The 23,464-nt window shown below is 73.2% G+C and carries 22 protein-coding genes and 1 pseudogene; 22 read left to right on the top strand and 1 reads right to left on the bottom strand.

Going from position 1 to position 23,464, the window contains the following annotated elements:
- Position 1: 1 nt before the first annotated feature.
- The 9 genes from L0B03_RS00710 to nusB all read left to right on the top strand — a co-directional run bounded on the left by L0B03_RS00710 (position 2) and on the right by nusB (position 6,731).
- Complete coding sequence (locus L0B03_RS00710) at positions 2-814, top strand: type 4a pilus biogenesis protein PilO (protein WP_250442752.1); 813 nt, start codon at positions 2-4, stop codon at positions 812-814.
- 100 nt (positions 815-914) lie between these two features.
- Positions 915-2,135, top strand: a complete 1,221-nt coding sequence (gene aroC / locus L0B03_RS00705) for a chorismate synthase (RefSeq protein WP_250442750.1) — start codon at positions 915-917, stop codon at positions 2,133-2,135.
- Complete coding sequence (locus tag L0B03_RS00700; protein WP_250442748.1) at positions 2,132-2,692, top strand: shikimate kinase; 561 nt, start codon at positions 2,132-2,134, stop codon at positions 2,690-2,692. Before aroC ends, L0B03_RS00700 begins: the two co-directional genes overlap by 4 nt.
- A complete protein-coding gene (gene aroB / locus L0B03_RS00695; RefSeq protein ID WP_250442746.1) occupies positions 2,689-3,837 on the top strand; it encodes a 3-dehydroquinate synthase in 1,149 nt (382 codons plus the stop codon). The genes L0B03_RS00700 and aroB overlap by 4 nt, the downstream gene beginning before the upstream one ends.
- Before the next feature lie 49 nt (positions 3,838-3,886).
- Positions 3,887-4,339: a type II 3-dehydroquinate dehydratase gene (locus L0B03_RS00690; protein WP_250442744.1), complete on the top strand. Its 453-nt coding sequence runs from the start codon at positions 3,887-3,889 to the stop codon at positions 4,337-4,339.
- Positions 4,340-4,377: 38 nt separating this feature from the next.
- A complete protein-coding gene (locus L0B03_RS00685; RefSeq protein ID WP_250442742.1) occupies positions 4,378-4,989 on the top strand; it encodes a SatD family protein in 612 nt (203 codons plus the stop codon).
- Complete coding sequence (locus tag L0B03_RS00680; RefSeq protein WP_250442740.1) at positions 4,986-5,531, top strand: hypothetical protein; 546 nt, start codon at positions 4,986-4,988, stop codon at positions 5,529-5,531. Before L0B03_RS00685 ends, L0B03_RS00680 begins: the two co-directional genes overlap by 4 nt.
- Before the next feature lie 218 nt (positions 5,532-5,749).
- Positions 5,750-6,313, top strand: coding sequence for an elongation factor P (gene efp, locus L0B03_RS00675; RefSeq protein ID WP_250442738.1), 564 nt, complete (start codon positions 5,750-5,752; stop codon positions 6,311-6,313).
- Position 6,314: 1 nt separating this feature from the next.
- Positions 6,315-6,731, top strand: coding sequence for a transcription antitermination factor NusB (gene nusB / locus L0B03_RS00670; protein ID WP_250442735.1), 417 nt, complete (start codon positions 6,315-6,317; stop codon positions 6,729-6,731).
- Between the two features lie 56 nt (positions 6,732-6,787).
- On the opposite strand, the gene L0B03_RS00665 is transcribed toward nusB, so the two are convergent.
- Positions 6,788-9,061, bottom strand: coding sequence for a bifunctional diguanylate cyclase/phosphodiesterase (locus tag L0B03_RS00665; RefSeq protein ID WP_250442732.1), 2,274 nt, complete (start codon positions 9,059-9,061; stop codon positions 6,788-6,790).
- A gap of 206 nt (positions 9,062-9,267) precedes the next feature.
- Here L0B03_RS00665 and pyrR point away from each other — a divergent pair, with 206 nt between their 5' ends.
- The 13 genes and pseudogenes from pyrR to L0B03_RS00600 form a co-directional block, all read left to right on the top strand.
- A complete protein-coding gene (gene pyrR / locus L0B03_RS00660; protein WP_250442730.1) occupies positions 9,268-9,885 on the top strand; it encodes a bifunctional pyr operon transcriptional regulator/uracil phosphoribosyltransferase PyrR in 618 nt (205 codons plus the stop codon).
- Positions 9,882-10,868, top strand: a complete 987-nt coding sequence (locus tag L0B03_RS00655; protein ID WP_250442728.1) for an aspartate carbamoyltransferase catalytic subunit — start codon at positions 9,882-9,884, stop codon at positions 10,866-10,868. The genes pyrR and L0B03_RS00655 overlap by 4 nt, the downstream gene beginning before the upstream one ends.
- Positions 10,865-12,205 (top strand): dihydroorotase, encoded by a 1,341-nt coding sequence (locus L0B03_RS00650; protein ID WP_250442726.1) that lies wholly within the window; start codon positions 10,865-10,867, stop codon positions 12,203-12,205. Before L0B03_RS00655 ends, L0B03_RS00650 begins: the two co-directional genes overlap by 4 nt.
- Complete coding sequence (locus L0B03_RS00645; RefSeq protein WP_250442724.1) at positions 12,202-12,768, top strand: hypothetical protein; 567 nt, start codon at positions 12,202-12,204, stop codon at positions 12,766-12,768. Before L0B03_RS00650 ends, L0B03_RS00645 begins: the two co-directional genes overlap by 4 nt.
- Positions 12,765-13,955, top strand: a complete 1,191-nt coding sequence (gene carA, locus L0B03_RS00640) for a glutamine-hydrolyzing carbamoyl-phosphate synthase small subunit (protein ID WP_250442723.1) — start codon at positions 12,765-12,767, stop codon at positions 13,953-13,955. Before L0B03_RS00645 ends, carA begins: the two co-directional genes overlap by 4 nt.
- Positions 13,955-17,308, top strand: coding sequence for a carbamoyl-phosphate synthase large subunit (carB, locus tag L0B03_RS00635; protein ID WP_250442721.1), 3,354 nt, complete (start codon positions 13,955-13,957; stop codon positions 17,306-17,308). Before carA ends, carB begins: the two co-directional genes overlap by 1 nt.
- On the top strand, positions 17,305-18,219 hold the full coding sequence (gene pyrF, locus L0B03_RS00630) for an orotidine-5'-phosphate decarboxylase (RefSeq protein WP_308199963.1): 915 nt from the start codon (positions 17,305-17,307) through the stop codon (positions 18,217-18,219). Before carB ends, pyrF begins: the two co-directional genes overlap by 4 nt.
- 97 nt (positions 18,220-18,316) lie before the next feature.
- Complete coding sequence (gene mihF / locus L0B03_RS00625) at positions 18,317-18,628, top strand: integration host factor, actinobacterial type (protein ID WP_208054083.1); 312 nt, start codon at positions 18,317-18,319, stop codon at positions 18,626-18,628.
- A gap of 60 nt (positions 18,629-18,688) precedes the next feature.
- Complete coding sequence (gene gmk / locus L0B03_RS00620) at positions 18,689-19,264, top strand: guanylate kinase (protein ID WP_250442780.1); 576 nt, start codon at positions 18,689-18,691, stop codon at positions 19,262-19,264.
- A gap of 122 nt (positions 19,265-19,386) precedes the next feature.
- Positions 19,387-19,650, top strand: coding sequence for a DNA-directed RNA polymerase subunit omega (rpoZ, locus tag L0B03_RS00615; protein WP_208054082.1), 264 nt, complete (start codon positions 19,387-19,389; stop codon positions 19,648-19,650).
- A 13-nt stretch (positions 19,651-19,663) separates the two neighbouring features.
- Positions 19,664-20,878: a bifunctional phosphopantothenoylcysteine decarboxylase/phosphopantothenate--cysteine ligase CoaBC gene (gene coaBC, locus L0B03_RS00610; RefSeq protein ID WP_250442719.1), complete on the top strand. Its 1,215-nt coding sequence runs from the start codon at positions 19,664-19,666 to the stop codon at positions 20,876-20,878.
- Between the two features lie 70 nt (positions 20,879-20,948).
- Entirely contained in the window at positions 20,949-22,151 is a 1,203-nt protein-coding gene (gene metK / locus L0B03_RS00605) for a methionine adenosyltransferase (RefSeq protein ID WP_250442717.1), read from the top strand.
- 197 nt (positions 22,152-22,348) lie between these two features.
- Positions 22,349-23,464 (top strand): annotated as a pseudogene (locus L0B03_RS00600) (primosomal protein N'); the annotation flags it as partial.

Below are 23,464 nucleotides of genomic sequence, written 5' to 3'. Positions count from 1 at the left end.
CATGAGTACCTCCTCCGCACGGACGTGGGTCATCGGCACCGTGGTGCTGAGCCTGCTGATCCTCGTCGGGACCTGGTTCCTCGCCGTGACCCCCAAGCTCGCCGAGACCCAGGAGACCCGCGACTACATCGTGGACGAGCAGGCGCGTGAGGACACCCTCCGCCTCCAGCTCGCCACCCTCGAGAAGCAGTTCGCCGAGATCGACACCTACAAGGCCGAGCTCGCCGGCCTGCAGGCCCAGATCCCCGTCGCCGCGGCCCTCCCCGGGTATCTGCGTGAGCTCGAGGAGATGGCGACGACGTACAAGGTGACCATCGTCGGGGTCAGCCCTGGTCCGGCCGCGACCCTCGAGGTACCGGTGGCCACGCCCGTCGCCACGGCCCCGGCCGAGACCGAGGACACGACCGAGCCCGAGGGTGAGGACATCACCGCCGACCCCGACGCGGCGGCCGCACCCGCCGAGCCCGAGCCGGCCACCCGCCTCGTCGCCATCCCGGTCTCCCTCACCGTCGTCGGCACCTACGCCGACGTCGCAGCCTTCCTCGAGGGTGCCCAGGAGGGCACCGACCGGCTGCTCCTGGTGACCGCCTTGAACACGACCACGCAGCAGGCCGCCGAGGCCTCCGGGGGTCGTCCCGCCACGGCCGCGGGCGACCTGGAGGCCACCATCGACGGCAACATCTACGTGCTCACCGACCAGGCGGCCGCGACCCCCAGCGACGAGCCGGTCGAGGGTGAAGAGCCGACGGAGTCGCCGTCTGCCGAGCTGCCGTCGAGCGACCGCAACCCGTTCGCGCCGGTCGCGGGGTCCTGAGCCCAGCACCAGCTCGACGAGCACATCGCAGCACCTCGGCCCGCGTCCGCAGCCCGGACGCGGGCCGAGGTGCGTCCGGGCCCCGTGGGAGGATGACGCCATGCTGCGCTGGTTGACGTCCGGGGAGTCCCACGGTCCCGCCCTGGTGGGGATCATCGAGGGCCTGCCGGCCGGGGTCGAGGTCACGACCGCCGACGTCCAGGCGGCCCTGGCCCGACGGCGGCTGGGGTACGGGCGGGGCGCCCGGATGAAGTTCGAGCAGGACGAGGTCCGCGTGCTGGCTGGCCTGCGGCACGGCGTGAGCCAGGGCGGCCCGATGGCCATCGAGATCGCCAACACCGAGTGGCCCAAGTGGGTCGACGTCATGTCGGCCGACCCGGTCGACCCCGAGCGGCTGCTGGTCGACGCGGGCACGGGCGACGAGCGCGAGGTGGCCCGCAACCGGCCGCTGACCCGCCCCCGGCCCGGTCACGCGGACCTGGTCGGCATGCGCAAGTTCGGCTTCCCCGACGCCCGGCCGGTGCTCGAGCGAGCCTCGGCGCGGGAGACCGCGACCAGGGTGGCCCTCGGGACCGTCGCGGCCCGCTTCCTCGAGCAGGCCGTCGGCCTGCGCCTGGTCTCCCACGTCGTGGCCATCGGTCCGGTCGGCGCCCCTGAGGACGCCGTACTGCCGACCCCCGAGGACCTCGCCGCCCTCGACGCCGACCCGGTGCGCTGCTTCCACGCCGAGACCTCCGCTGCCATGGTCGCCGAGATCGACCAGTGCCAGAAGGACGGCGACACCCTGGGCGGCGTCGTCGAGGTGCTCGCCTACGGCGTCCCGACCGGCCTCGGCAGCTACACGCACTGGGACCGGCGGCTCGACGCACGGCTCGCCGCAGCCCTGCTCGGCATCCAGGCCATCAAGGGGGCCGAGATCGGCGACGGGTTCCGCACCGCGCAGCGCCGTGGTTCGCAGGCCCACGACGAGATCGAGCGCGACCCCGAGACCGGCCTCATCCGACGCCGCACCAACCGCGCGGGCGGCGTCGAGGGCGGCATGTCGAACGGCGAGGTGCTCCGGGTCAGGGCCGCGATGAAGCCCATCTCGACCGTGCCGCGCGCGCTGGGCACCGTCGACGTCAGCACGGGGGAGACCGCCCAGGCCATCCACCAGCGCTCGGACGTGTGCGCGGTGCCCCCCGCGGCCGTCGTCGCCGAGGCGATGGTCGCCCTGGTCCTCGCCGAGGCAGTGATCGAGAAGTTCGGCGGGGACAGCGTCGCCGAGGTCGCCCGCAACCACCAGGCCTACCTCGACGCGATCCCCGAGCTGCAGCGATGAGCGCCCCCCACGGGGACGGCCTGGAGGGGGCGACCCCGACGCTGCGTCCCCGCGCCGTCCTCATCGGCCCGCCCGGCTCGGGCAAGTCGACCGTCGCCCGCGCCCTGGCCCTGACCCTCGGCGTGCACGGCCGGGACACCGACAACGACGTCGAGCAGCGCGCCGGCAAGCCCATCCGCGAGATCTTCGTCGACGAGGGCGAGCCCCACTTCCGCGAGCTCGAGCTCGACGCCGTCCTGACCGCCCTGCGCGAGCACGACGGCGTCCTCGCCCTCGGCGGCGGCGCGGTGCTCGACCCGCGCGCCGAGCAGGGGCTGGTCGAGTACCGCGAGGCCGGCGGGCTCGTCGTCTTCCTCGACGTGAGCCTCGCCCACGCCGCCCCGCGGGTCGGCTTCAACACCGCGCGCCCCCTCCTGCTGGGCAACCCGCGCGCCCAGTGGCAGGCCCTCATGGAGGCCCGCCGCCCCATCTACGAGCGCGTCGCCAACCTCCGCGTGGTGACCGACGGGATGCGCCCCGGTGACGTCGCCCAGCGCATCCGCGAGGAGATCGCATGACCGACAGCCCGACCACGCCCCCCGCCGACGCCCCCACCGTGGTGACCGTCTCCGGGGACGCCCCCTACGACGTCGTCGTGGGGGACCGCCTGCTCGGCGAGCTGCCGCGGCTGCTCGGCCCCGGCGTGCAGCGCGTCCTGGTCATCCACCCCGGAGCCCTGGCCACCTCGGCCGAGGCGGTGCGCGAGGACCTCGTGGCCCAGGGGTATGAGGCCTTCCTCGCGGAGATCCCCGAGGCCGAGGAGGCCAAGCACGCCCAGGTCGCCGCCTTCTGCTGGCAGGTGCTGGGCCAGGCGGACTTCACCCGCAGCGACGCCGTCGTCGGGCTCGGCGGGGGAGCGACCACCGACCTCGCGGGTTTCGTCGCCGCGACCTGGCTCCGCGGGATCCGCGTCATCCACGTGCCGACCACGCTGCTCGCGATGGTCGACGCCGCCGTCGGGGGCAAGACCGGCATCAACACCGCCGAGGGCAAGAACCTCGTCGGGGCCTTCCACCCGCCTGCCGGTGTGCTGTGCGACCTCGCGAGCCTGGACTCCCTGCCCGTGCACGACCGCACCGCCGGCCTCGCCGAGGTCATCAAGTGCGGGTTCATCGCGGACCCACAGATCCTCGAGCTCGTCGAGGAGCACGCCGCCGCCCTGACCGCCCCCGAGCTCTCCGAGGAGGTGCGCCCCGTGCTCCGCGAGCTCATCGAACGTGCGGTCCAGGTCAAGGCCGACGTCGTCGGGCAGGACCTGCGCGAGTCCGGCCTGCGCGAGATCCTCAACTACGGGCACACCTTCGGTCACGCCATCGAGCTCGTCGAGCGCTACCAGTGGCGGCACGGGGCCGCGGTCGCCGTCGGCATGGTCTACGTCGCCGAGCTCGCCCGGCTCGCGGGACGCCTGTCCGACGAGGTCGTCGACCGGCACCGCGCGATCCTCACCGCCGTCGGTCTGCCCACCACCTACCGCGGGGACCGCTGGGAGCAGCTCCAGAGCGCGATGCGCCGCGACAAGAAGACCCGCGGGGACCTGCTGCGCTTCGTCGTCCTGGACGACGTCGCCCGCCCCAGCCGGCTCGAGGGCCCCGACCCGTCCCTGCTCGCCGCGGCCTACGCCGAGGTCAGCCGTGAGGCCGGCGGTACGGCCGTGATGCTCTAGGTCCGGTCACGCCGACCGGGGCCCGCCCGTGCTGCTCTAGGCTCGCGCCATGACTCGCGTGCTCGTCCTCAACGGACCCAACCTCGGGCGGCTCGGCGTCCGCGAGCCCGAGGTCTACGGCTCCGCGACCCTCGCCGACCTCGCCGCGGCCGTCGACGGATGGTCCCGCGAGCTCGGCCTCGAGGCCGAGACGCGCCAGACCGACGACGAGTCCGAGATCGTCGGCTGGCTCCACGAGGCCGTCGACTCCCGGGCTCACGTGGTCCTCAACCCCGCGGCCTTCACGCACTACTCCTACGCCCTGCGGGACGCCGCCGCCCAGGTCACCACCTCGGGCCTGCTGCTCGTCGAGGTCCACCTCTCCAACCCCGCCGCCCGCGAGGAGTTCCGGCACACCAGCGTCGTCGCCGCCGTCTCGACCGGGACCGTCGCCGGGTTCGGCCTCGACTCCTACCGGCTGGCTCTCGGAGCCGTCGCAGGACGTCTCGCGCACAACGCTTAGGGCTTGTTTCTCCCCAGACAAGCCTCTAGTCTTGTTCCATGTTCGTCCTGACGATCGACCAGCAAGGCAGTCGACGCGTGGGGGACCGCGTGGATCGGCTGCTCGGGCATCTCGAGGACCGCGTCGTGCGTGACGCTCCCGGCGTGGTGCGTCCCTTCGAACGGACCGTGGGCGACGAGGTCCAGGCCGTGCTCGACGACCCGCGCCTCGCCGTCGAGACCGCCCTCGAGGTGCTGCGCCTGGGGGAGTGGACCGTGGGTCTCGGGGCCGGAGCTGTCGACGAGCCCCTGCCGGCGGCGGCGCGCGCAGGCTCGGGCCCCGCCTTCGTGCTGGCCCGCGAGGCGGTCGAGCGGGCCAAGAGCCGGACCCGCCCCGTCCCGATCGCGGTCGAGGCCACCCACGCGCCGGCCGGGGCGGACTGCGAGGCGGTGCTGACCCTCGTCGGTGCGATCATGGCGCGGCGCACCGAGCAGGGCTGGGCCGTCATCGACACCCTCGCCGCGCTCGGTGACGCGACCCAGGACGCCGTCGCCGAACGCCTCGGCATCACCCAGCAGGCCGTCAGCCAGCGCCTGCGTACCGCGCTGTGGGCCGAGGAGCTCGCGGTCCGACCCGCCGCCGCACGGCTGCTCGCCGAAGGAGACGCATGAACGACGCCCTCGTGGTCCTGGTGGTCCTGGTCGCGCTGGCCCTCAGCGCCCTCGGCGGCTGGCCCCTGACCGCTGCGGTGCTTCGCGTCGCGGCCAGGTCGCACGACGCCCGCCAGGAGCCGACCACGCAGGCCCTCGGCCCGGAGGCGCGGCAGGGCGGCGAGCCGGAGCCGCCTGAGGAGGGCCTGCCTGAGGAGGGGCTGCCTGAGGAGGGACTGCTGGCACCCGCCGAGCCCACGACGGAACCCGATCTCGCACCCGCCGCCGAGCAGACCCCGGACCCAGGCCCTCACCCCGCGAGCCCCTCGACCCTGCGCGGGGGCACCTGGATCGGCGTGCTCGAGCGGCTCGCGGTGACCGCCTGCCTCGTCGCCGGGTACCCCGCCGGGATCGCCTTCGTCATCGCCGTCAAGGGCCTGGGACGCTACCCCGAGATCCGGCAGCACCCCGAGACCTCCGAGCGCTTCGTCATCGGGACCCTCGCCTCGATGCTGTGGGCCGTGGCCGTCGGCGCGGTCGCCCGCCTTCTCGTCACCGGCTGAACGCGACGGCAGCAGCCCGCGCGGGCCGGGGTGCCCGGACGGCTACACTGGACGGCGGTCCGCCCGCGCGGGCCCGCCGGAGCCATGACCCGGGGCCGCCGGTCCACGGACAGGGCTGGTCAGCAGACCCGCCTGTTCACCGACCTGCGCGTCCACCGACCGGGCGCCCCGGGTGCGACGCGAGGCTCGCCCCTCAGAACTCGACAGGAAGATCCACTGTGGCCACGACCAATGACCTGAAGAACGGCACCGTCCTCAACCTGGACGGGCAGCTCTGGACCGTCGTGGAGTTCCAGCACGTCAAGCCCGGCAAGGGCGGCGCGTTCGTGCGGACCAAGCTGAAGAACGTCCTGTCGGGCAAGGTCGTCGACAAGACCTTCAACGCCGGCACCAAGGTCGAGACGGCCAACGTCGACAAGCGCGACATGCAGTACCTGTACAAGGACGGCGCCGACTACGTCTTCATGGACGTCTCGACCTACGACCAGATCAACGTCTCCGAGGCCACGGTGGGCGACGCCGCCAGCTACCTCCTCGAGAGCCAGCAGGCCATGGTCGCGACCCACGACGGCACGCCGCTGTACGTCGAGCTGCCCCCCTCGGTGGTCCTCGAGATCACCTACACCGAGCCGGGCCTCCAGGGCGACCGCTCGACCGGCGGGACCAAGCCCGCGACCGTCGAGACCGGCGCCGAGATCCAGGTCCCGCTGTTCGTCGAGGGCGGGACGCGCGTCAAGGTCGACACCCGCGACGGGTCGTACCTCGGCCGTGTGAACGACTGAGGTGAGCGCCCGCAGCAAGGCGCGCAAGCGCGCGGTCGACGTGCTGTTCGAGGCCGACCAGCGCGGGGCCGCCCCGATCGAGATCCTCGCGGCTCGCATCGCCCAGCCCGGCACCGAGGCCTCCCTGCCCCAGTACTCGGTCGACCTGGTCGAGGGGGTCCTGGCAGAGCAGTCGCGCATCGACGAGTACCTCTCGACCTACGCCCACGGCTGGACCCTCGAGCGCATGCCAGCGGTGGACCGCGCGGTCCTGCGCATCGGCGCGTGGGAGGTCCTCTTCAACGACGAGGTCCCCGACGCCGTCGCGGTCGACGAGGCCGTCGAGCTCGCCCGGTCGCTGTCGACCGACGAGTCACCCACCTACATCAACGGGTTGCTCGGTCGACTCGTGGACCTCAAGCCCACGCTGCTCGCCTGAGCGCACCTGGCCTGAGCAGACCTGGCCTGAGCGCACCTGGCCTCAGCACATCGAGCTCAGACCGTCGTCGAGGGCCGCACCCGGTGGACGGCCGCGAGGTGCACCGCGGCCGGTGAGGTGCGGGCGGACTCCGCGCGGGCACCGCGGATGGGCAGCCCCGCCCGCGCCGCCCCGAGCATGTTGCCCTGCACGGTGCGCACCCCCATCTCGACCAGCGCCGTGAGCTCGTCGGCGTGCTCGACCCCCTCGGCGACCACGTCGAGCCCGTGCGCCTCGGCCAGGGCGATGATGGCTCTCAGCACGGCGGCCCCCTCGGGGCTGCGGACCTCCTGCACGAAGGTCCGGTCGATCTTGAGCACGTGCAGCGGTAGCTCGCCGAGACGGGACAGGGAGTTGTAGCCGGTCCCGAAGTCGTCGATCGCGATCCGCACCCCGCGCTCGGCCAGGGCCTCGAGCGAGCCCCGCACGTGCTCGGCGTCGTACAGCAGGGCGCTCTCGGTCACCTCGATCGTGAGCCGGTCCCACGCGTCGGTGCCCCAGGACTCCTCGACGTGGGTGACGAAGTCCGGCTCGTCGAGCTGGCGGGCCGCCACGTTGACCGCGACGGGCAGGTCGAAGCGCTCCATGCCCTCCCGGGCCGCCCGGAAGACCTGTCGCCCGACCTCGACGATCAGGCCGCTCTCCTCGGCGAAGGGCAACCACTCGGCGGGCGGGAGCACCGTGCCCTTCCGGCACCACCGCGCGAGCACCTCGAGGCTCGTGACCTCCAGAGTCACCGCGTCGCTCAGCGGCTGGAAGTACCCGATGATCTCCCGCTCACCGAGCCCCTGCTCGAGCTCACGGCGCAGCTGGAGCTGGGCTGCGACCTTGGTGCGCAGATCGGCGTCGTAGAGGGCGACTCCCGCGTGGGACCGCTTGGCCTCGAGCATCGCCAGGTCCGCGTCGCGCAGGAGGGCGTCCGGGTCGACGAGGTCCCCGGGCTGCCAGGTGGCGACCCCGACGGCGAGGCGTGGGCCCAGGACGTCGGACCCCGGGGGGCTGAAGCCGTCGCGCAGCCGGTGCGCGAGGGTGCGCAGGTCCGCGTCGGAGCCGGCGCGCTCGACCAGGACGACGAACTCGTCCCCGCCGTGCCGTGCGACGTACCCGAGCTGCCCGGCCACGGCCTCCAGGTGCGCGGCGGCGTAGACCAGCACGTCGTCGCCGCCGCGCCGGCCTCGCCGGTGGTTGACCCTGCGCAGGCCCTCCACGTCGCAGAACAGGAGGGTGACACGGGACCGTTCGACGTTGGCCCGTTCGAGGGCCTGGGCGAGCCGGCGGTCCAGCGCGGGGCGGTTGTGCAGCCCGCTGAGGGAGTCGGTGAACGCCGCGTGGCTCAGCCGGTCGGTCAGGCTGATCCGCTCGGCAGCACCGGAGACCACCCGCGCCAGGTCGCGCTGGAAGGCGCGCGCGTCCGCGTCCTGCTCGTGGCCGTCGGCCGGCCCGAACTCGGCGACGAAGCGTTCGCGGGCCAGGGGGCGCAGGGTGCCCTCGATCGTCGGGTCCTCGAGGACCACGCGGCACTCGTCCCTGGCCCGCTCGAGGATCGCCTCGGGGCTGCGCAGGTACCACGCCGCGTTCGCGACCCGGGCGAGGGCGTCCCGTCGGGTCGCGTGCCGGATCGCCTCGCGACGCACCGCCGCGATGCGCGTCGTGGCGAGCACCTGGAGCCCGCCGACCAGGGGGAGCACCCAGAGCCCGGCGAGCAGCTCGGTCGTGGGGCTCGTGGGACGGAGGGAAGAGGCCAGCAGCATCAGGGCCGAGGTGAACCCGGCGATCGTCACGACCGCGCCGACGAGGGTCATCGGCTGGGAGCGCACCGCCACCGCGACGTACACCCCGACGACGGCCACGGGCAGCAGCTCCACGGCAGGGGCGAACGGGCCGTACGCGGGCACCCCGTCGAGCATCGTGTGGGTGTAGACGAGGTCCGTGGTCGACCAGAGCACCACGGCGGTGCCGTACCAGGCGAGGGTGCCCAGGGCGAGGCTGCGGACCCCTGGCCCGTCGGTCAGGGCGCGGATCGCGGGCAGGGCGAGCACCACCGCAGCGGCGAAGGCGCAGAACCGCACCAGCAGCAGGGCCTCGGTGCCGGTGCCGGGGGTGACCACCCCGGTGAGACCGCTCGCCAGGCACAGCACCGCGAGCGCCGCGGTCCACACCAAGGTCCAGCCCGCCCCGGACCGTCGGAGCTCGCCCCGCCACCAGCCCAGGTGGAGCATGCACAGGCCCGCGATGAGGCCCGCGACGACGCACTGGATGATCGTCAGGGTCGGTGGGGCGAGAGGAGGCACAAGGGAAGTATCGTGCCAGAACGGCGCAATCGGGACATCGGCGCGCCCTTGAGCCCTCCGGCGACGCCTCGGGAGGCATGAGGGCTGCGCGTTAGGGCCTGGTGGTCTCCGGCCTGGGCGGTCGTACCGGGGCGCGTGCGTTAGTGTTCACGGCGTCAGACATCCTTTAACGACCCGTCCTGTGAGGCGGGGAAGGAGGTCGCCAGATGTCCTCTGGCCCTGCTCTGCCCGATGCCGTCCCTCCTGCTGAGCCCGTCGGTGGCTCCGGTGGCGAGGCGGCGGGCGCCGAGGTCCTCGGCCAGCCCGAGATCGCCCGGGCCCTGACCCGCATCGCCCACGAGGTCCTCGAGCGCAACAAGGGCGCCGCCGACCTCGTCCTCCTGGGCATCCCGACCCGGGGCCTGCCGCTCGCGCAGCGGCTCGCGGCTCGCCTCGCCGAGGTCGAGCCCGGTCTGGACCCCACCGCGGTGGCCGGCTCCCTCGACGTCACCATGTACCGCGACGACCTGCACAAGCACCCGACCCGCGCACTCGGGGCCACGGACCTGCCCGCGGCGGGCATCGACGACCGCGTCGTCGTGCTCGTGGACGACGTGCTCTTCTCGGGGCGCACCATCCGGGCCGCCCTCGACGCCCTCAACGACCTCGGCCGTCCCCGCGCCGTCCAGCTCGCCGTCCTGGTGGATCGGGGCCACCGCGAGCTGCCGATCCGCGCTGACTACGTCGGCAAGAACCTGCCCACCTCCCTCGCCGAGAAGGTGCGGGTCCGACTGGTCGAGACCGACGGCGTCGACTCGGTGCGGATCGACGGGGGAGCGCGATGAGGCACCTGCTCAGCGCTGCGGACCTGGACCGCACGACGGCCATCGAGGTCCTCGACGCGGCCGCGCAGATGGCGGCGACCCAGGCCCGCGAGATCAAGAAGCTGCCGACCCTGCGCGGACGCACCGTGGTCAACCTCTTCTTCGAGGACTCGACCCGCACGCGCATCTCCTTCGAGACGGCGGCCAAGCGGCTCTCGGCCGACGTCATCAACTTCGCCGCCAAGGGTTCGAGCGTCTCCAAGGGCGAGTCCCTCAAGGACACCGCCCAGACCCTCCAGGCCATGGGGGCCGACGCCGTGGTCATCCGCCACCCCGCCTCGGGCGCCCCGCACCGGCTGGCCCACTCGGGCTGGGTCGGCACCTCGGTGGTCAACGCGGGGGACGGGACCCACCAGCACCCCACGCAGGCCCTGCTCGACGCCTACACGATCCGTCGGCACCTGACCGGGACGACGGCCAACCCCGACGGCGTCGGGAACGACCTCGCCGGCCTGCGGGTCGCGATCGTCGGGGACGTGCTGCACTCCCGGGTCGCGCGGTCGAACGTCCAGCTGCTGCACACGCTCGGTGCTGAGGTGACCCTCGTCTCACCCCCGACCCTGGTGCCCGTGGGCGCCGAGGCCTGGCCGTGCTCGATCTCGTACCACCTCGACGCCGTGCTGGCCGACCAGCAGCCGGACGCGATCATGATGCTCCGGGTCCAGCGGGAGAGGATGGGTGGTGACCGCACGGGCGCCACGGGGTTCTTCCCCAGTCCGCTCGAGTACACCCGGTCCTTCGGCCTGGACTCCCGACGGCTGCGGATGCTGCCCGACCACGCGATCGTGCTGCACCCGGGCCCCATGAACCGCGGGCTCGAGATCTCGGCCGAGGCCGCTGACTCACCCCGGGCCGTGATCCTCGAGCAGGTCGCCAACGGGGTCGCGGTCCGGATGGCCGTGCTGTACCTGCTGCTCGCCCAGGAGAGGGAGACGCTCGCATGACGACGTACCTGCTGCGTGGTGCTCGCCCCCTGGGCGGCGCCCCGACCGACATCCTCCTCGGGGAGGGCCGGGTCCTGGCCCTCGGTGCCGCGGCCGCCGAGGACGACCGGGCTGCCTCCGCCGAGGTGGTCGAGGCCGCGGGGCTCGTGGCCCTGCCCGGCCTGGTCGACCTGCACACCCATCTGCGTGAGCCGGGCCGGGAGGACGCCGAGACCGTCGCCTCGGGCACCCGCGCCGCCGCCCTGGGCGGGTTCACGGCTGTGCACGCGATGGCCAACACCTCGCCCGTGGCCGACACGGCCGGGGTCGTCGAGCAGGTCTGGCGGCTCGGCCGGGACGCAGGGTGGGTCGACGTGCACCCCGTCGGGGCGGTGAGCGTCGGCCTGGCCGGCACCCATCTCGCCGAGCTCGGGGCCATGGCGCACTCCGCGGCCCGCGTCCGCGTCTTCTCCGACGACGGCCACTGCGTCGACGACCCGGTGCTCATGCGCCGCGCCCTCGAGTACGTCAAGGCTTTCGACGGCGTCGTCGCCCAGCACGCCCAGGAGCCTCGGCTCACCCAGGGCGCCCAGATGCACGAGGGAGTCGTCTCGGCCGAGGTCGGACTCGCAGGCTGGCCGGCGGTGGCCGAGGAGGCGATCATCGCCCGCGACGTGCTCCTCGCCGAGCACGTCGGCTCCCGCCTGCACGTGTGCCACCTGTCCACGGCCGGTTCGGTCGAGATCATCCGCTGGGCCAAGGCCCGGGGGATCCCCGTCACGGCCGAGGTCACCCCGCACCACCTGCTGCTGACCGACGAGCTGGCACGCACCTACGACCCGCTCTACAAGGTCAACCCGCCGCTGCGCACGGACGCCGACGTCGAGGCGGTCCGGGCCGGGCTCGCCGACGGGACCATCGACATCGTCGCGACCGACCACGCCCCGCACACCCGCGAGGATAAGGACTGCGAGTGGGCGGCCGCCGCCTTCGGCATGACCGGCCTCGAGACGGCGCTGGCGATCGTCACGAGCGTCATGGTCGCCGAGGGACGCATGGACTGGGCCGACGTCGCCCGGGTGCTCTCGAGCGCCCCGGCCAGGATCGGACGGATCGACCAGGGCGAGCAGGCCCACGGGCGACCGCTCGAGGTCGGCGAGCCCGCCAACCTGACCCTCGTGGACCCCGAGGCCCGGTGGACCGTGGACCCGGCAGGTCTCGCGAGCGCAAGCGCGAACACCCCCTACGGCGGCCGCGAGCTCGTCGGCCAGGTCCGCGCGACCTTCCTGCGGGGCCGTCCTACGGTGCTCGACGGTCGCGCGGTCGAGCCCGTCCGGGACGGGGAGGTCCTGCCGTGACCACCACCCAGTCCTCGATCGCGGTCCTCGCCGTCCTCTTCGTCGGGATCCTGCTCGCCATGAGGTGGGGATGGCGTCGGCGTGAGGCGCGCACCGGCGCCGCCGTGCCCGCGCCCCCTCTCATCCCCACCGAGGCCGATCGGGGAGCCCTGCGGTGCCCCCCGATCGAGGTCATCTACGTCTCGAGCACGATGGCGGGGGACTGGCTCGACCGCGTGGTCGCCCACGACCTCGGGGTCCGCGCCGCCGCGACCGTGAGCGTGCACGAGGCCGGGGTGCTCCTCGCCCGCCGTGGGGCCACGGACGTCTTCGTCCCGGCCTCGCAGGTCCATGGCGTGGGGCGGGCCCCGGGCATCGCCGGCAAGTACGTCGGCGGGGAGGGCCTCGTGGTCCTCACCTGGGAGGTGCCCGGCACGGCCGACCGCGGGCCCGCCCTGCTCGACACCGGGCTGCGAACCCGACGTCGGGCCGACCGCGAGGCGCTCACCGCAGCCCTCACCTCCCTGGTGCCTACCGTCGGCACCCCCACGACCCCCGTCGCCTCGACCGAGGAGCAGCCATGACCGACCAGACCGCCGTCCTGGTCCTCGAAGACGGCCGGACCTTCACCGGCCTCGCCTTCGGGGCCCAGGGCTCGACGGTCGGTGAGATCGTCTTCAACACCGGCATGACCGGCTACCAGGAGACGCTCACCGACCCCTCGTACCACCGCCAGATCGTCGTCATGACGGCCCCCCACATCGGGAACACGGGCGTGAACGAGGAGGACCCCGAGTCGACCCGCATCTGGGTCGCCGGCTACGTGGTGCGCGATCCCGCGATCCGGCCCTCGAGCTGGCGCTCGACGCGGACCCTCGCCGAGGGTCTCGCCGACGAGGGGGTCGTGGGCATCAGCGACATCGACACCCGAGCCCTGACCCGCCACCTGCGTGAGCGGGGGGTCATGCGGGCAGGCATCTTCTCCGGTCCGGCCCTCCTGGACGCCTCGGGCCGTCGGCGTGCCGAGCAGGACCTGCTCGACGAGGTCAGCTCGGCCCCGGCGATGTCGGGGGCGGACCTCGCCGGCGAGGTGACCATCGCCGAGCCTTACACGGTCGAGCCCGTCCGTGGGCCCGCGAGCGGGGCCGAGCCTGTCGCGACCGTCGTCGCCCTGGACCTCGGGATCAAGTCGATGACCCCGCAGCGCCTCGCCGAGCGAGGGGTACGGACCCACGTGCTGCCCGCGACCGCGACCACCGAGCAGGTGCTCGCCCTCGAGCCCGACGGCGTCTTCTTCTCCAACGGTCCGGGGGACCCCTCGGCCGCCGTCCACGAGATCGAGCTGCTCCGCGACGTCCTCGACCGCCGGATCCCCTTCTTCGGCATCTGCTACGGCAACCAGCTCCTGGGGCGCGCCCTGGGCTTCGGCACGTACAAGCTCACCTACGGCCACCGCGGGGTCAACCAGCCGGTCCTGGACCGGCGGACGCGCAAGGTCGAGATCACCGCCCACAACCACGGCTTCGCGGTCGACGCCCCGATCGAGGAGGAGTCCACCGCCCCGCACGACGACGGACGGTACGGCCGCGTCGTCGTGTCCCACGTGGCCCTCAACGACCAGGTGGTCGAGGGCCTCGAGTGCCTCGACCGACCGGCCTTCTCCGTCCAGTACCACCCCGAGGCCGCCGCCGGCCCGCACGACGCCGGCTACCTCTTCGACCGCTTCGTCGAGCTCATGGCCACCAGCACCACCACCGAGGAGAACCACTGATGCCTCGTCGCACCGACATCTCGAGCGTCCTGGTCATCGGCTCGGGACCGATCGTCATCGGCCAGGCCGCGGAGTTCGACTACTCGGGCACCCAGGCCTGCCGCGTGCTGCGTGCGGAGGGGATCCGCGTGATCCTGGTCAACTCCAACCCGGCCACGATCATGACCGACCCGGAGTTCGCCGACGCCACCTACATCGAGCCGATCACCCCCGAGGTGGTCGAGGCGATCATCGCCAAGGAGCGCCCCGACGCGATCCTGGCGACCCTCGGTGGGCAGACCGCCCTCAATGCCGCGATCGCCCTCGACGAGGCCGGGGTTCTCGAGCGCTACGGCGTCGAGATGATCGGCGTGAACACGGCCTCGATCCACCTCGCCGAGGACCGCCAGGCCTTCAAGGAGGTCGTCGAGCGCTGCGGGGCCGAGAGCGCGCGCAGCCACATCACGCACACCATGGACGAGGTGCTCGCCGCCGCCGAGGACCTCGGCTACCCCGTCGTCGTGCGGCCCTCCTTCACCATGGGCGGCCTGGGCTCGGGCATCGCCTACGACGAGGCCGAGCTCCGTCAGATCGCCGGTGCCGGGCTGCACTACTCGCCCACCACCGAGGTGCTGCTCGAGGAGTCCATCCTCGGGTGGAAGGAGTACGAGCTCGAGCTCATGCGCGACCACGCGGACAACGTGGTCGTGGTCTGCTCGATCGAGAACGTCGACCCCGTGGGCGTGCACACCGGTGACTCGGTGACCGTGGCCCCGGCCCTGACCCTGACCGACCGCGAGTACCAGCACCTGCGCAACATCGGCATCGCGGTCATCCGTGAGGTCGGCGTGGACACCGGCGGCTGCAACATCCAGTACGCGGTCGACCCCGCGACAGGCCGCGTGGTCGTCATCGAGATGAACCCGCGCGTGTCCCGGTCCAGCGCCCTGGCCTCCAAGGCGACCGGCTTCCCGATCGCCAAGATCGCCGCGCGGCTCGCGGTGGGTTACACCCTCGACGAGATCCCGAACGACATCACCGGCTCGACCCCGGCATCCTTCGAGCCGTCCCTCGACTACGTGGTGGTCAAGATCCCGCGCTTCGCCTTCGAGAAGTTCCCGTCGGCCGACCCGCGCCTGACCACCACGATGAAGTCCGTCGGTGAGGCCATGGCGATGGGGCGCAACTTCGCCGAAGCCCTGGGCAAGGCCATGCGCTCGATCGACCGCGCCGGCTCGACCTTCCACTGGCAGGGCCCGGTACCCGCGGGGGAGGAGCTCGCTGCCCTCCTGGCCTCCACGGCGGTGCCCACCGAGCACCGCCTGATCGACGTGCAGCAGGCGTTGCGCTCGGCCGGCCACGAGGGTGGCGCGAGCGTCGAGGACGTCGCCCGGGTCACGGGGATCGACCCGTGGTTCCTCGACCAGGTCGCGCTCATCAACCAGATCGCCGACGAGGTCGCCCGGGCCCCCGAGCTCGGTGCGGACCTGCTGCGGCGGGCCAAGCGCCACGGGCTGTCCGACCCGCAGATCGCCTCCCTGCGCGGCCTGGGCGAGGAGACCGTACGGCAGGTGCGTCACGCCCTCGGCCTGCGCCCCGTCTACAAGACGGTCGACACCTGCGCGGCCGAGTTCGCGGCCCGGACGCCGTACCACTACTCCTCCTACGACGACGAGACCGAGGTCCAGCCGCGCGAGCGCCCCGCGATCCTCATCCTCGGCTCGGGGCCCAACCGCATCGGTCAGGGCATCGAGTTCGACTACTCCTGCGTGCACGCAGCCCTGGCCCTTAAGGGCGAGTACGAGACCGTCATGATCAACTGCAACCCCGAGACCGTCTCGACCGACTACGACACCTCCGACCGGCTCTACTTCGAGCCGCTGACCTTCGAGGACGTCCTCGAGGTCTACCAGGCCGAGCTCGCAGTCGGACCGGTCGCGGGCATCATCGTGCAGCTCGGTGGGCAGACCCCGCTGGCCCTGGCCGAGCGGCTCGAGGCGGCCGGGCTGCCGATCCTGGGCACCCCGCCCGCCGCGATCGACGCGGCCGAGGACCGTGGCGCCTTCGGCCGGGTGCTCGGCGAGGCTGGTCTGCCGGCCCCTGCCTTCGGCACCGCCCGCACCCTGGCCGAGGCCACCACCGTGGCCAGGCACATCGGCTACCCCGTCCTGGTCCGTCCGTCCTACGTGCTGGGCGGGCGCGGGATGGAGATCGTGTACTCGGACGAGCAGCTCACCGAGTACGTCGAGCGCGCCCTGCTGGGCGCGGCGGCCACCGGACCCAACAACGAGATCCCGCCGCTGCTCATCGACCGCTTCCTCGACGACGCGATCGAGCTCGACGTGGACGCCCTCTACGACGGCACCGACCTGTACCTCGGTGGGGTCATGGAGCACATCGAGGAGGCCGGCATCCACTCGGGGGACTCGGCCTGCGTGCTGCCCCCGGTGACGGTCTCGACCGCCGAGCTCGACCGGATCCGTGTCTCGACCGAGGCGATCGCCCGTGGGGTGGGTGTCCGAGGTCTGCTCAACGTGCAGTTCGCCCTGGTCAGCGACGTGCTCTACGTCCTCGAGGCCAACCCGCGGGCCTCGAGGACCGTGCCCTTCGTGTCCAAGGCCACAGGCGTGCCGCTCGCCAAGGCGGCTGCTCTGGTGATGGCCGGACGCACCGTCGCCGAGCTGCGCCAGGAGGGCGTGCTGCCCCCCACCGGGGACGGCGGCACGCTGAGCCTCGACGCACCGATCGCCGTGAAGGAGGCCGTGCTGCCCTTCAAGCGGTTCCGCACCGCCTCGGGGGCCGTGGTCGACACCGTCCTCGGGCCCGAGATGCGTTCGACCGGCGAGGTCATGGGCTTCGACGTGGACTTCCCGAGCGCGTTCGCCAAGTCCCAGGCTGCGGCCTTCGGCGGGCTGCCGACCAGCGGCCGCGTGTTCATCTCGGTGGCCGACCGGGACAAGCGAGCCATCACCTTCCCCGTCAAGAGGTTGAGCGAGCTCGGCTTCGAGATCCTCGCGACCGCGGGGACCGCTGCCGTGCTGCGTCGCAACGGGATCAGCTCCCGGGTGGTGCGCAAGTTCTCCTCGGGCCAGGGGCCCGACGGCGAGCCGACCATCGTCGACCTGATCGTCGCGGGGGAGGTCGACATGGTCGTCAACACCCCCTCGGGGCAGGGGGCCAGGGCCGACGGGTACGAGATCCGCACGGCGACCGTCTCGGCCGACAAGGCGATCGTCACCACGGTGCAGCAGCTGGCCGCCGCGGTCCAGGGCATCGAGTCGTTGCGGCAGGGGCCCTTCGGCGTCCGGAGCCTGCAGGACCACGTCCTCGAGCTACGCCCCGCGGCGCAGAGCCTGGGCGGCGTCACGCCGTGACCACCGACCCGTCGTCGACCGCGGACGGCACGCCGACCACGACCTTCGGTCAGCGGATCGGCCGGGCCATGGCCGAGCACGGACCGCTGTGCGTGGGCATCGACCCGCATCCCGGTCTCCTCGCGGCCTGGGGGCTGCCCGACGACGCGACCGGGCTCAGGTCCTTCGCGATGACCGTGGTCGAGGCCCTGGCGGGCCGGGTGGCAGCGCTCAAGCCGCAGTCGGCCTTCTTCGAGCGCCACGGGTCCGCGGGCATCGCGGTGCTCGAGGAGGTCCTCGCGGCTGCGCGTGGAGCCGGGACGACCCAGGTGGTGCTCGACGCCAAGCGCGGCGACATCGGTTCGACCATGGCCGGGTACGCCGATGCGTACCTGGCCGAGGGGGCGCCCCTGGCCTGCGACGCGCTCACGGTGAGCCCGTACCTCGGGTTCGGCTCGCTCGGCCCGGCGGTCGAGGTCGCGGCCCGGACCGGTCGCGGTCTGTTCGTCCTGGCGCTCACCTCGAACCCCGAGGGGGCCGAGGTGCAGCACGCCGTCCTCCCGACGGGGTACGCCGCCGGGGGCAGTGCGGTGGCCAGGACCGTCGCGCGCGCCGCAGCCGAGCTCAACGCCGCTGAGACGGCGCGCACGGGCGCGGCCCTCGGGTCGGTCGGGCTCGTGGTGGGCGCGACCGTCGGGAGTGCCGCCGACCGGCTCGAGATGGACCTCGAGCAGGTGCGCGGCCCGCTGCTCGCCCCGGGGGTGGGTGCCCAGGGCGCCGGGGCGGCAGAGATCGCCCAGGTCTTCGGAGCGGCTCGCCACGGCGTCCTCGCCTCGACCTCGCGAGCGGTGCTGGGCGCCGGGCCCGACCCACGTCACCTCCTCGACGCAGCGCGCCGCGCGGCCGACGAGGTGGCCGTCGCGGTGCGCTGACCTGCGGCGTCCGAGGATCTCGCGTTGCCGACGACCGCCTCAGGTCGCTAGGTTCGACCCCGACCGCCATGCCCCTCTGCGAAGAAGGTGACCCCGCGTGGCCCTACCCCCGCTGACCCCCGAGCAGCGTGCCGCAGCCCTCGAGAAGGCTGCTGCCGCCCGTCAGGCACGAGCTGAGGTGAAGAACCGCCTCAAGTACTCCCAGGGCTCCCTCGCCGAGGTGATCGAGCAGGGCCGCACCGATGACGTGATCGGCAAGCTCAAGGTCTCCGCCCTGCTCGAGTCCCTGCCGGGCGTCGGCAAGATCAAGGCCCGCGCGATCATGGCCGAGATCGGCATCTCCGAGACCCGTCGGCTCCGTGGCCTGGGTCCGCACCAGGCGCAGGCCCTGGTCGAGCGGTTCGGCTGACCACGACACGTGCCACGACACATCGCAGAGAACGACTTGACGGTCCCCGAGCGGGGTCTGCTGGCCGAGGAGGACGGGCCCGCGCGGCTCACGGTCCTCGCCGGACCGACAGCCGTCGGCAAGGGGACCGTCTCGGCGGACATCCGTGCGCGGTACCCCGAGGTGTGGCTGTCGGTGTCGGCCACGACACGGACGCCCCGCCCGGGCGAGGTCGACGGCGTGCACTACCACTTCGTCGGGCCTGAGGCCTTCGCGCGCATGGTCGCCGAGGGCGAGCTCCTCGAGTGGGCCGTCGTGCACGGCCGCAACAGCTACGGCACCCCGCGGGGTCCCGTTCTCGAGCGCCTCGCGGCCGGTCGGCCTGCCCTGCTCGAGATCGACCTCGCGGGAGCGAGGCAGGTGCGTGCCGCCATGCCCGAGGCTCGGTTCGTCTTCCTCGCGCCCCCCAGCTGGGAGGAGCTCGAGCGGCGACTGGTGGGTCGCGGCACCGAGGACGAGGCCGAGCGCGAGCGTCGACTAGCGACTGCGAAGGTCGAGCTCGCCGCCGCCAGCGAGTTCGACCACGTGGTCGTCAACGACGAGGTCCAACGCGCCACGGACGAGCTCGTCGAGGTGATGGGCCTGCCGAGGCGGTAGGATCACCTGGTTGACCGGGGCCTGGCGTCTCCGGTGGAGTCCCGCCGAACGGCGCCACACCGACCCAGGGAACGCCGTCCACGGCCGTCCCGGCCCCCCACCACCGACCACGGAGTGCTGACATGTCCGGAACCGTCGCCGCCCCCGAGGGCATCACCGACCCCCCCATCGACGAGCTGCTCGCGGCCGCCGACTCGAAGTACGCGCTGGTGATCTACTCGGCCAAGCGGGCGCGTCAGATCAACGCGTACTACTCGCAGCTCAACGAGGGACTGCTCGAGTACGTCGGGCCCCTCGTCGAGGCCCGCCACCAGGAGAAGGCGCTGTCGATCGCGATGCGCGAGATCAACTCGGGTCTGCTCACGGTGCAGCCGACCGACTCCTGACCGGACGGCACCCGTGCGGATCCTGCTCGGTGTCAGCGCGGGGATCGCGGCCTACAAGGCCGTGCTGCTCCTGCGGCAGCTGACCGAGGCCGGGCACGAGGTGCGCGTGGTGCCGACCCGGGCCTCGCTCGAGTTCGTCGGTCGCGCGACCTGGGAGGCCCTCTCGGGCCAACCGGTGACCACCGAGGTCTTCGAGGGTGTCACGGAGGTCGACCACGTGCGTCTCGGCAAGGGGGCCGAGCTCGTCGTGGTGGCCCCGGCCACGGCCGACCTCCTCTCGCGCGCCGCGACGGGCCGGGCCGACGACCTGCTGACCGCTGCCCTGCTCACGGCACGGTGCCCGGTCCTGCTGGCCCCGGCGATGCACACCGAGATGTGGGGGCACCCGGCCACCGTGGCCAACGTCGCGACCCTGCGTAGCCGCGGGGTGCACGTGCTGGAGCCGGCCTCGGGCAGGCTCACCGGGGCCGACACCGGTCCCGGTCGCCTCCCTGAGCCCGAGGAGATTGCCGCGGCGGCACTCGCGCTCGTCCGGCCCACGGTCCAGGACCTCTCCGGACGCACGGTCGTCGTCTCCGCCGGAGGGACCCGCGAGCCCTTGGACCCGGTGCGCTTCCTGGGCAACCGGTCGAGCGGCCGGCAAGGTGTCGCCCTCGCTCGCGCGGCCCATCTCCGGGGCGCCGACGTGACCCTGGTCGGTGCGAACATCGGTCCCGAGGTGCTCGGCCTGCTCCCGGCCGGTGTGCGCCAGGTCCCGGTCGAGACGACGGCCGAGCTGCGCACCGCCGTCCGCAGCGCCGCAGCCGAGGCTGATGTCGTGGTGATGGCCGCTGCCGTCGCGGACTTCCGTCCGGTCGCGCTCTCCGAGCACAAGATCAAGAAGACCGGGTCCTCGGGCCCACCCCCGATCGAGCTCACGACCAATCCCGACGTGCTCGCCGAGCTCGCCCGGGACCGGCTGCGCGCCGGCCAGGTGGTGGTGGGCTTCGCCGCCGAGACGGGGGACGTGACGGGCGACGTGCTGTCCCACGGCCGCGAGAAGGCGCGTCGCAAGGGCGCGGACCTGCTGGTGGTCAACGCCGTCGGCGAGGGGCGCGGGTTCGGCGAGGTGACGAACGAGGTCACGGTCCTGGATTCCGACGGCACCGCGGTCCGGTCCGCAGCAGGATCCAAGGACGAGGTGGCCGGCGCCGTGTGGGACGCGGTCGTGGCACTGCTGCCCGCCTGAGCACCCGCACGTCTGCGGTTCATCCTGTGGACGTCACCGCGTGCGTGCACGTCCTGGCTAGGCTGTGCGGATGAGCTCCAGCGATCTGCGCCTGTTCACCTCCGAGTCGGTCACCGAGGGGCATCCTGACAAGGTCTGCGACCAGATCTCGGACGGCATCCTCGACGCCATGCTCGCCCAGGACCGCGCGGCCCGGGTGGCCGTCGAGACGATGGTCACCACCGGCCTGGTGCACGTGGCCGGTGAGGTGACGACCGAGGCGTACGTGGAGATCCCGCAGGTGGTCCGAGACGTCCTCCAGCGGATCGGGTACACCTCCTCGACCATCGGGTTCGACGCGCGGTCCTGCGGGGTCTCGGTCTCGATCGGCCAGCAGTCCCCTGACATCGCCGCCGGCGTCGACGTCGCCTGGGAGGCTCGCCAGGGCACCGAGGTCCTCGACCCGATCGAGGCCCAGGGCGCTGGCGACCAGGGCCTCATGTTCGGCTACGCGAGCGACGAGACGCCCTCGCTGATGCCTTTGCCCATCTGGGTCGCGCACCGGCTCGCCGAGCGGCTCGCCCACGTGCGCAAGGAGGGGACCCTGGGGTACCTCCGCCCCGACGGCAAGACCCAGGTCACCATCGGCTACGACGGCGACCGTGCGGTGCGGCTCGAGACCGTGGTGCTCTCCACCCAGCACGACCCCGGCGTCTCCCTCGACGGCACCCTGGCCCCGGACATCGCCGAGCACGTCGTCGCGCCGGTGCTCGAGGAGGTCGGCATCGACACCACCGGGTTCCGGCTGCTGGTGAACCCGACCGGGACCTTCATCATCGGCGGGCCCCAGGGCGACGCAGGGCTCACCGGCCGGAAGGTGATCGTGGACACCTACGGCGGGATGGCCCGGCACGGGGGCGGCGCCTTCTCGGGCAAGGACCCGTCCAAGGTGGACCGCTCGGCCGCCTACGCGATGCGCTGGGTGGCGAAGAACGTCGTCGCGGCGGGCCTGGCCCGTCGGTGCGAGGTGCAGGTGGCCTACGCGATCGGCGCGTCCCATCCCGTCGGCCTCTACGTCGAGACCTTCGGGACCGAGACCGTCCCGGTGGCCCGTCTCACCGCCGCCATCAAGGAGGTCTTCGACCTGCGCCCGGGGGCCATCGTGCGCGACCTCGACCTGCTGCGCCCGATCTACTCTCGCACCGCCGCCTACGGGCACTTCGGCCGCGAGCTCGCGGACTTCACCTGGGAGCGGACCGACCGCGTGCTCGACCTGCACGACGCGCTGTCCTGACCCGCTCGACCGAACTCCGGGCGGGTGCGCGCAGGGCTCACGCCCAGCCGGGACCGTGTGTCGGCGCGACGTGATGGGATGACGCCGTGAGAGAGGGGAGCGGGACGCAGGACCAGCCGACCCTGGCCGGTCTGCCCGCACCCAAGGTCCGACGAGCACGACCCCGGGCCCCTGGCCCGCTGGCCACCGTGCGGCCCGTGGCCTCTGTCGCGATCGACCGGCCGCAGCCCCACCTCGACCACCCGTTCGACTACGCGGTCCCGGCCTCCCTGGACGAGGCTGCCCAACCAGGCACCCGGGTCAAGGTGCGCTTCGGTCACCAGGACGTCGACGGCCTGGTCCTCGAGCGCCGCGACGACGCCGAGCACGCGGGCGAGCTGGCGCCGCTGCGCAAGGTCGTCTCGGCCGAGGTCGTCCTCACCCCCCAGGTCCGCGAGCTCGTCGACGCGGTCGCCCGGCGGTACGCGGGCACCCGGTCGGACGTGATCCGGCTCGCCGTGCCGCCTCGGCACGCCCGGACGGAGCAGGAGGTCTGGGCGGCCGGGCCGTCCGCCCGCACGACGGCGACCGCCGAGGGCCGGCCCTCCGGCCAGGTGCAGGTGGAGGTGGAGGGGCATGCGACCCACGAGCAGAGCGGATCCACCGACCTGGCCTCGTCGTGGGAGGCGTACACCGGTGGCACGGCCCTCCTGCGTCGTGTCGCCGCAGGTGAGGCGCCACGTGCTGTGTGGACCGCCCTTCCCGCGTCCTCCGGCACGGGCTGGGCCGCGGAGCTGGCCCAGGTCGTGACCGCCGCCCTCGCCGGAGGCCGCGGTGCTCTCCTCGTGGTGCCCTCGGTAGCCGACGTGATCGTCCTCGAGCAGGCGCTCGTGGCGCAGGGTCTGCTGCCGTGGCAGCCCGGGGAGCAGGGCGGCTGGGTCCGTCTGGTGGCCGACGACGGTCCCGCCGCGCGCTACCGGGCCTTCCTCGCGTGCTCACGCGGAGCGGCCCGGATCGTGATCGGCACCCGGGCTGCGGCCTTCGCCCCCGTCCGCGACCTGGGCCTGGTGGTGTGCTGGGACGAGGCCGACCCCCTGCACGCCGAGCCCCGGGCCCCCTACCCCCACGTGCGTGAGGTCCTGGCGCTGCGCAGCACCCTCGAGGGCGCCGCGCTGCTCGTCGGTGGGCACGTCCGTTCCTCGGTGGCACAGCGGTGGGTCACCGCCGGGTGGGCTCATCCCCTCGTGGCCCCGCGCGAGGCAGTCCGGCGTCGTGCACCGCGGGTCCGCGCCCTGACCAGCACCGAGCTCGCCGCCGAGGGGGCCGGGGCGGCT

It is taken from the genome of Actinotalea sp. C106, assembly GCF_023630195.1.
Taxonomy (GTDB): Bacteria; Actinomycetota; Actinomycetes; order Actinomycetales; family Cellulomonadaceae; genus Actinotalea.
Note: the sequence above shows the minus strand (reverse complement) of the source record. Positions and strands in the feature narration are given on the sequence as shown.

What these genes read in the sequence shown, in the direction of transcription:
- metK (WP_250442717.1), top strand. Translation starts at nt 20,949, where the DNA reads ATGAGCTCCAGCGATCTGCGCCTGTTCACCTCCGAGTCGGTCACCGAG.
- L0B03_RS00680 (WP_250442740.1), top strand. Translation starts at nt 4,986, where the DNA reads ATGAACGACGCCCTCGTGGTCCTGGTGGTCCTGGTCGCGCTGGCCCTC.
- L0B03_RS00685 (WP_250442742.1), top strand. Translation starts at nt 4,378, where the DNA reads ATGTTCGTCCTGACGATCGACCAGCAAGGCAGTCGACGCGTGGGGGAC.
- L0B03_RS00710 (WP_250442752.1), top strand. Translation starts at nt 2, where the DNA reads ATGAGTACCTCCTCCGCACGGACGTGGGTCATCGGCACCGTGGTGCTG.
- aroB (WP_250442746.1), top strand. Translation starts at nt 2,689, where the DNA reads ATGACCGACAGCCCGACCACGCCCCCCGCCGACGCCCCCACCGTGGTG.
- aroC (WP_250442750.1), top strand. Translation starts at nt 915, where the DNA reads ATGCTGCGCTGGTTGACGTCCGGGGAGTCCCACGGTCCCGCCCTGGTG.
- rpoZ (WP_208054082.1), top strand. Translation starts at nt 19,387, where the DNA reads ATGTCCGGAACCGTCGCCGCCCCCGAGGGCATCACCGACCCCCCCATC.
- L0B03_RS00690 (WP_250442744.1), top strand. Translation starts at nt 3,887, where the DNA reads ATGACTCGCGTGCTCGTCCTCAACGGACCCAACCTCGGGCGGCTCGGC.
- L0B03_RS00650 (WP_250442726.1), top strand. Translation starts at nt 10,865, where the DNA reads ATGACGACGTACCTGCTGCGTGGTGCTCGCCCCCTGGGCGGCGCCCCG.
- pyrR (WP_250442730.1), top strand. Translation starts at nt 9,268, where the DNA reads ATGTCCTCTGGCCCTGCTCTGCCCGATGCCGTCCCTCCTGCTGAGCCC.
- carA (WP_250442723.1), top strand. Translation starts at nt 12,765, where the DNA reads ATGACCGACCAGACCGCCGTCCTGGTCCTCGAAGACGGCCGGACCTTC.
- L0B03_RS00655 (WP_250442728.1), top strand. Translation starts at nt 9,882, where the DNA reads ATGAGGCACCTGCTCAGCGCTGCGGACCTGGACCGCACGACGGCCATC.
- carB (WP_250442721.1), top strand. Translation starts at nt 13,955, where the DNA reads ATGCCTCGTCGCACCGACATCTCGAGCGTCCTGGTCATCGGCTCGGGA.
- L0B03_RS00700 (WP_250442748.1), top strand. Translation starts at nt 2,132, where the DNA reads ATGAGCGCCCCCCACGGGGACGGCCTGGAGGGGGCGACCCCGACGCTG.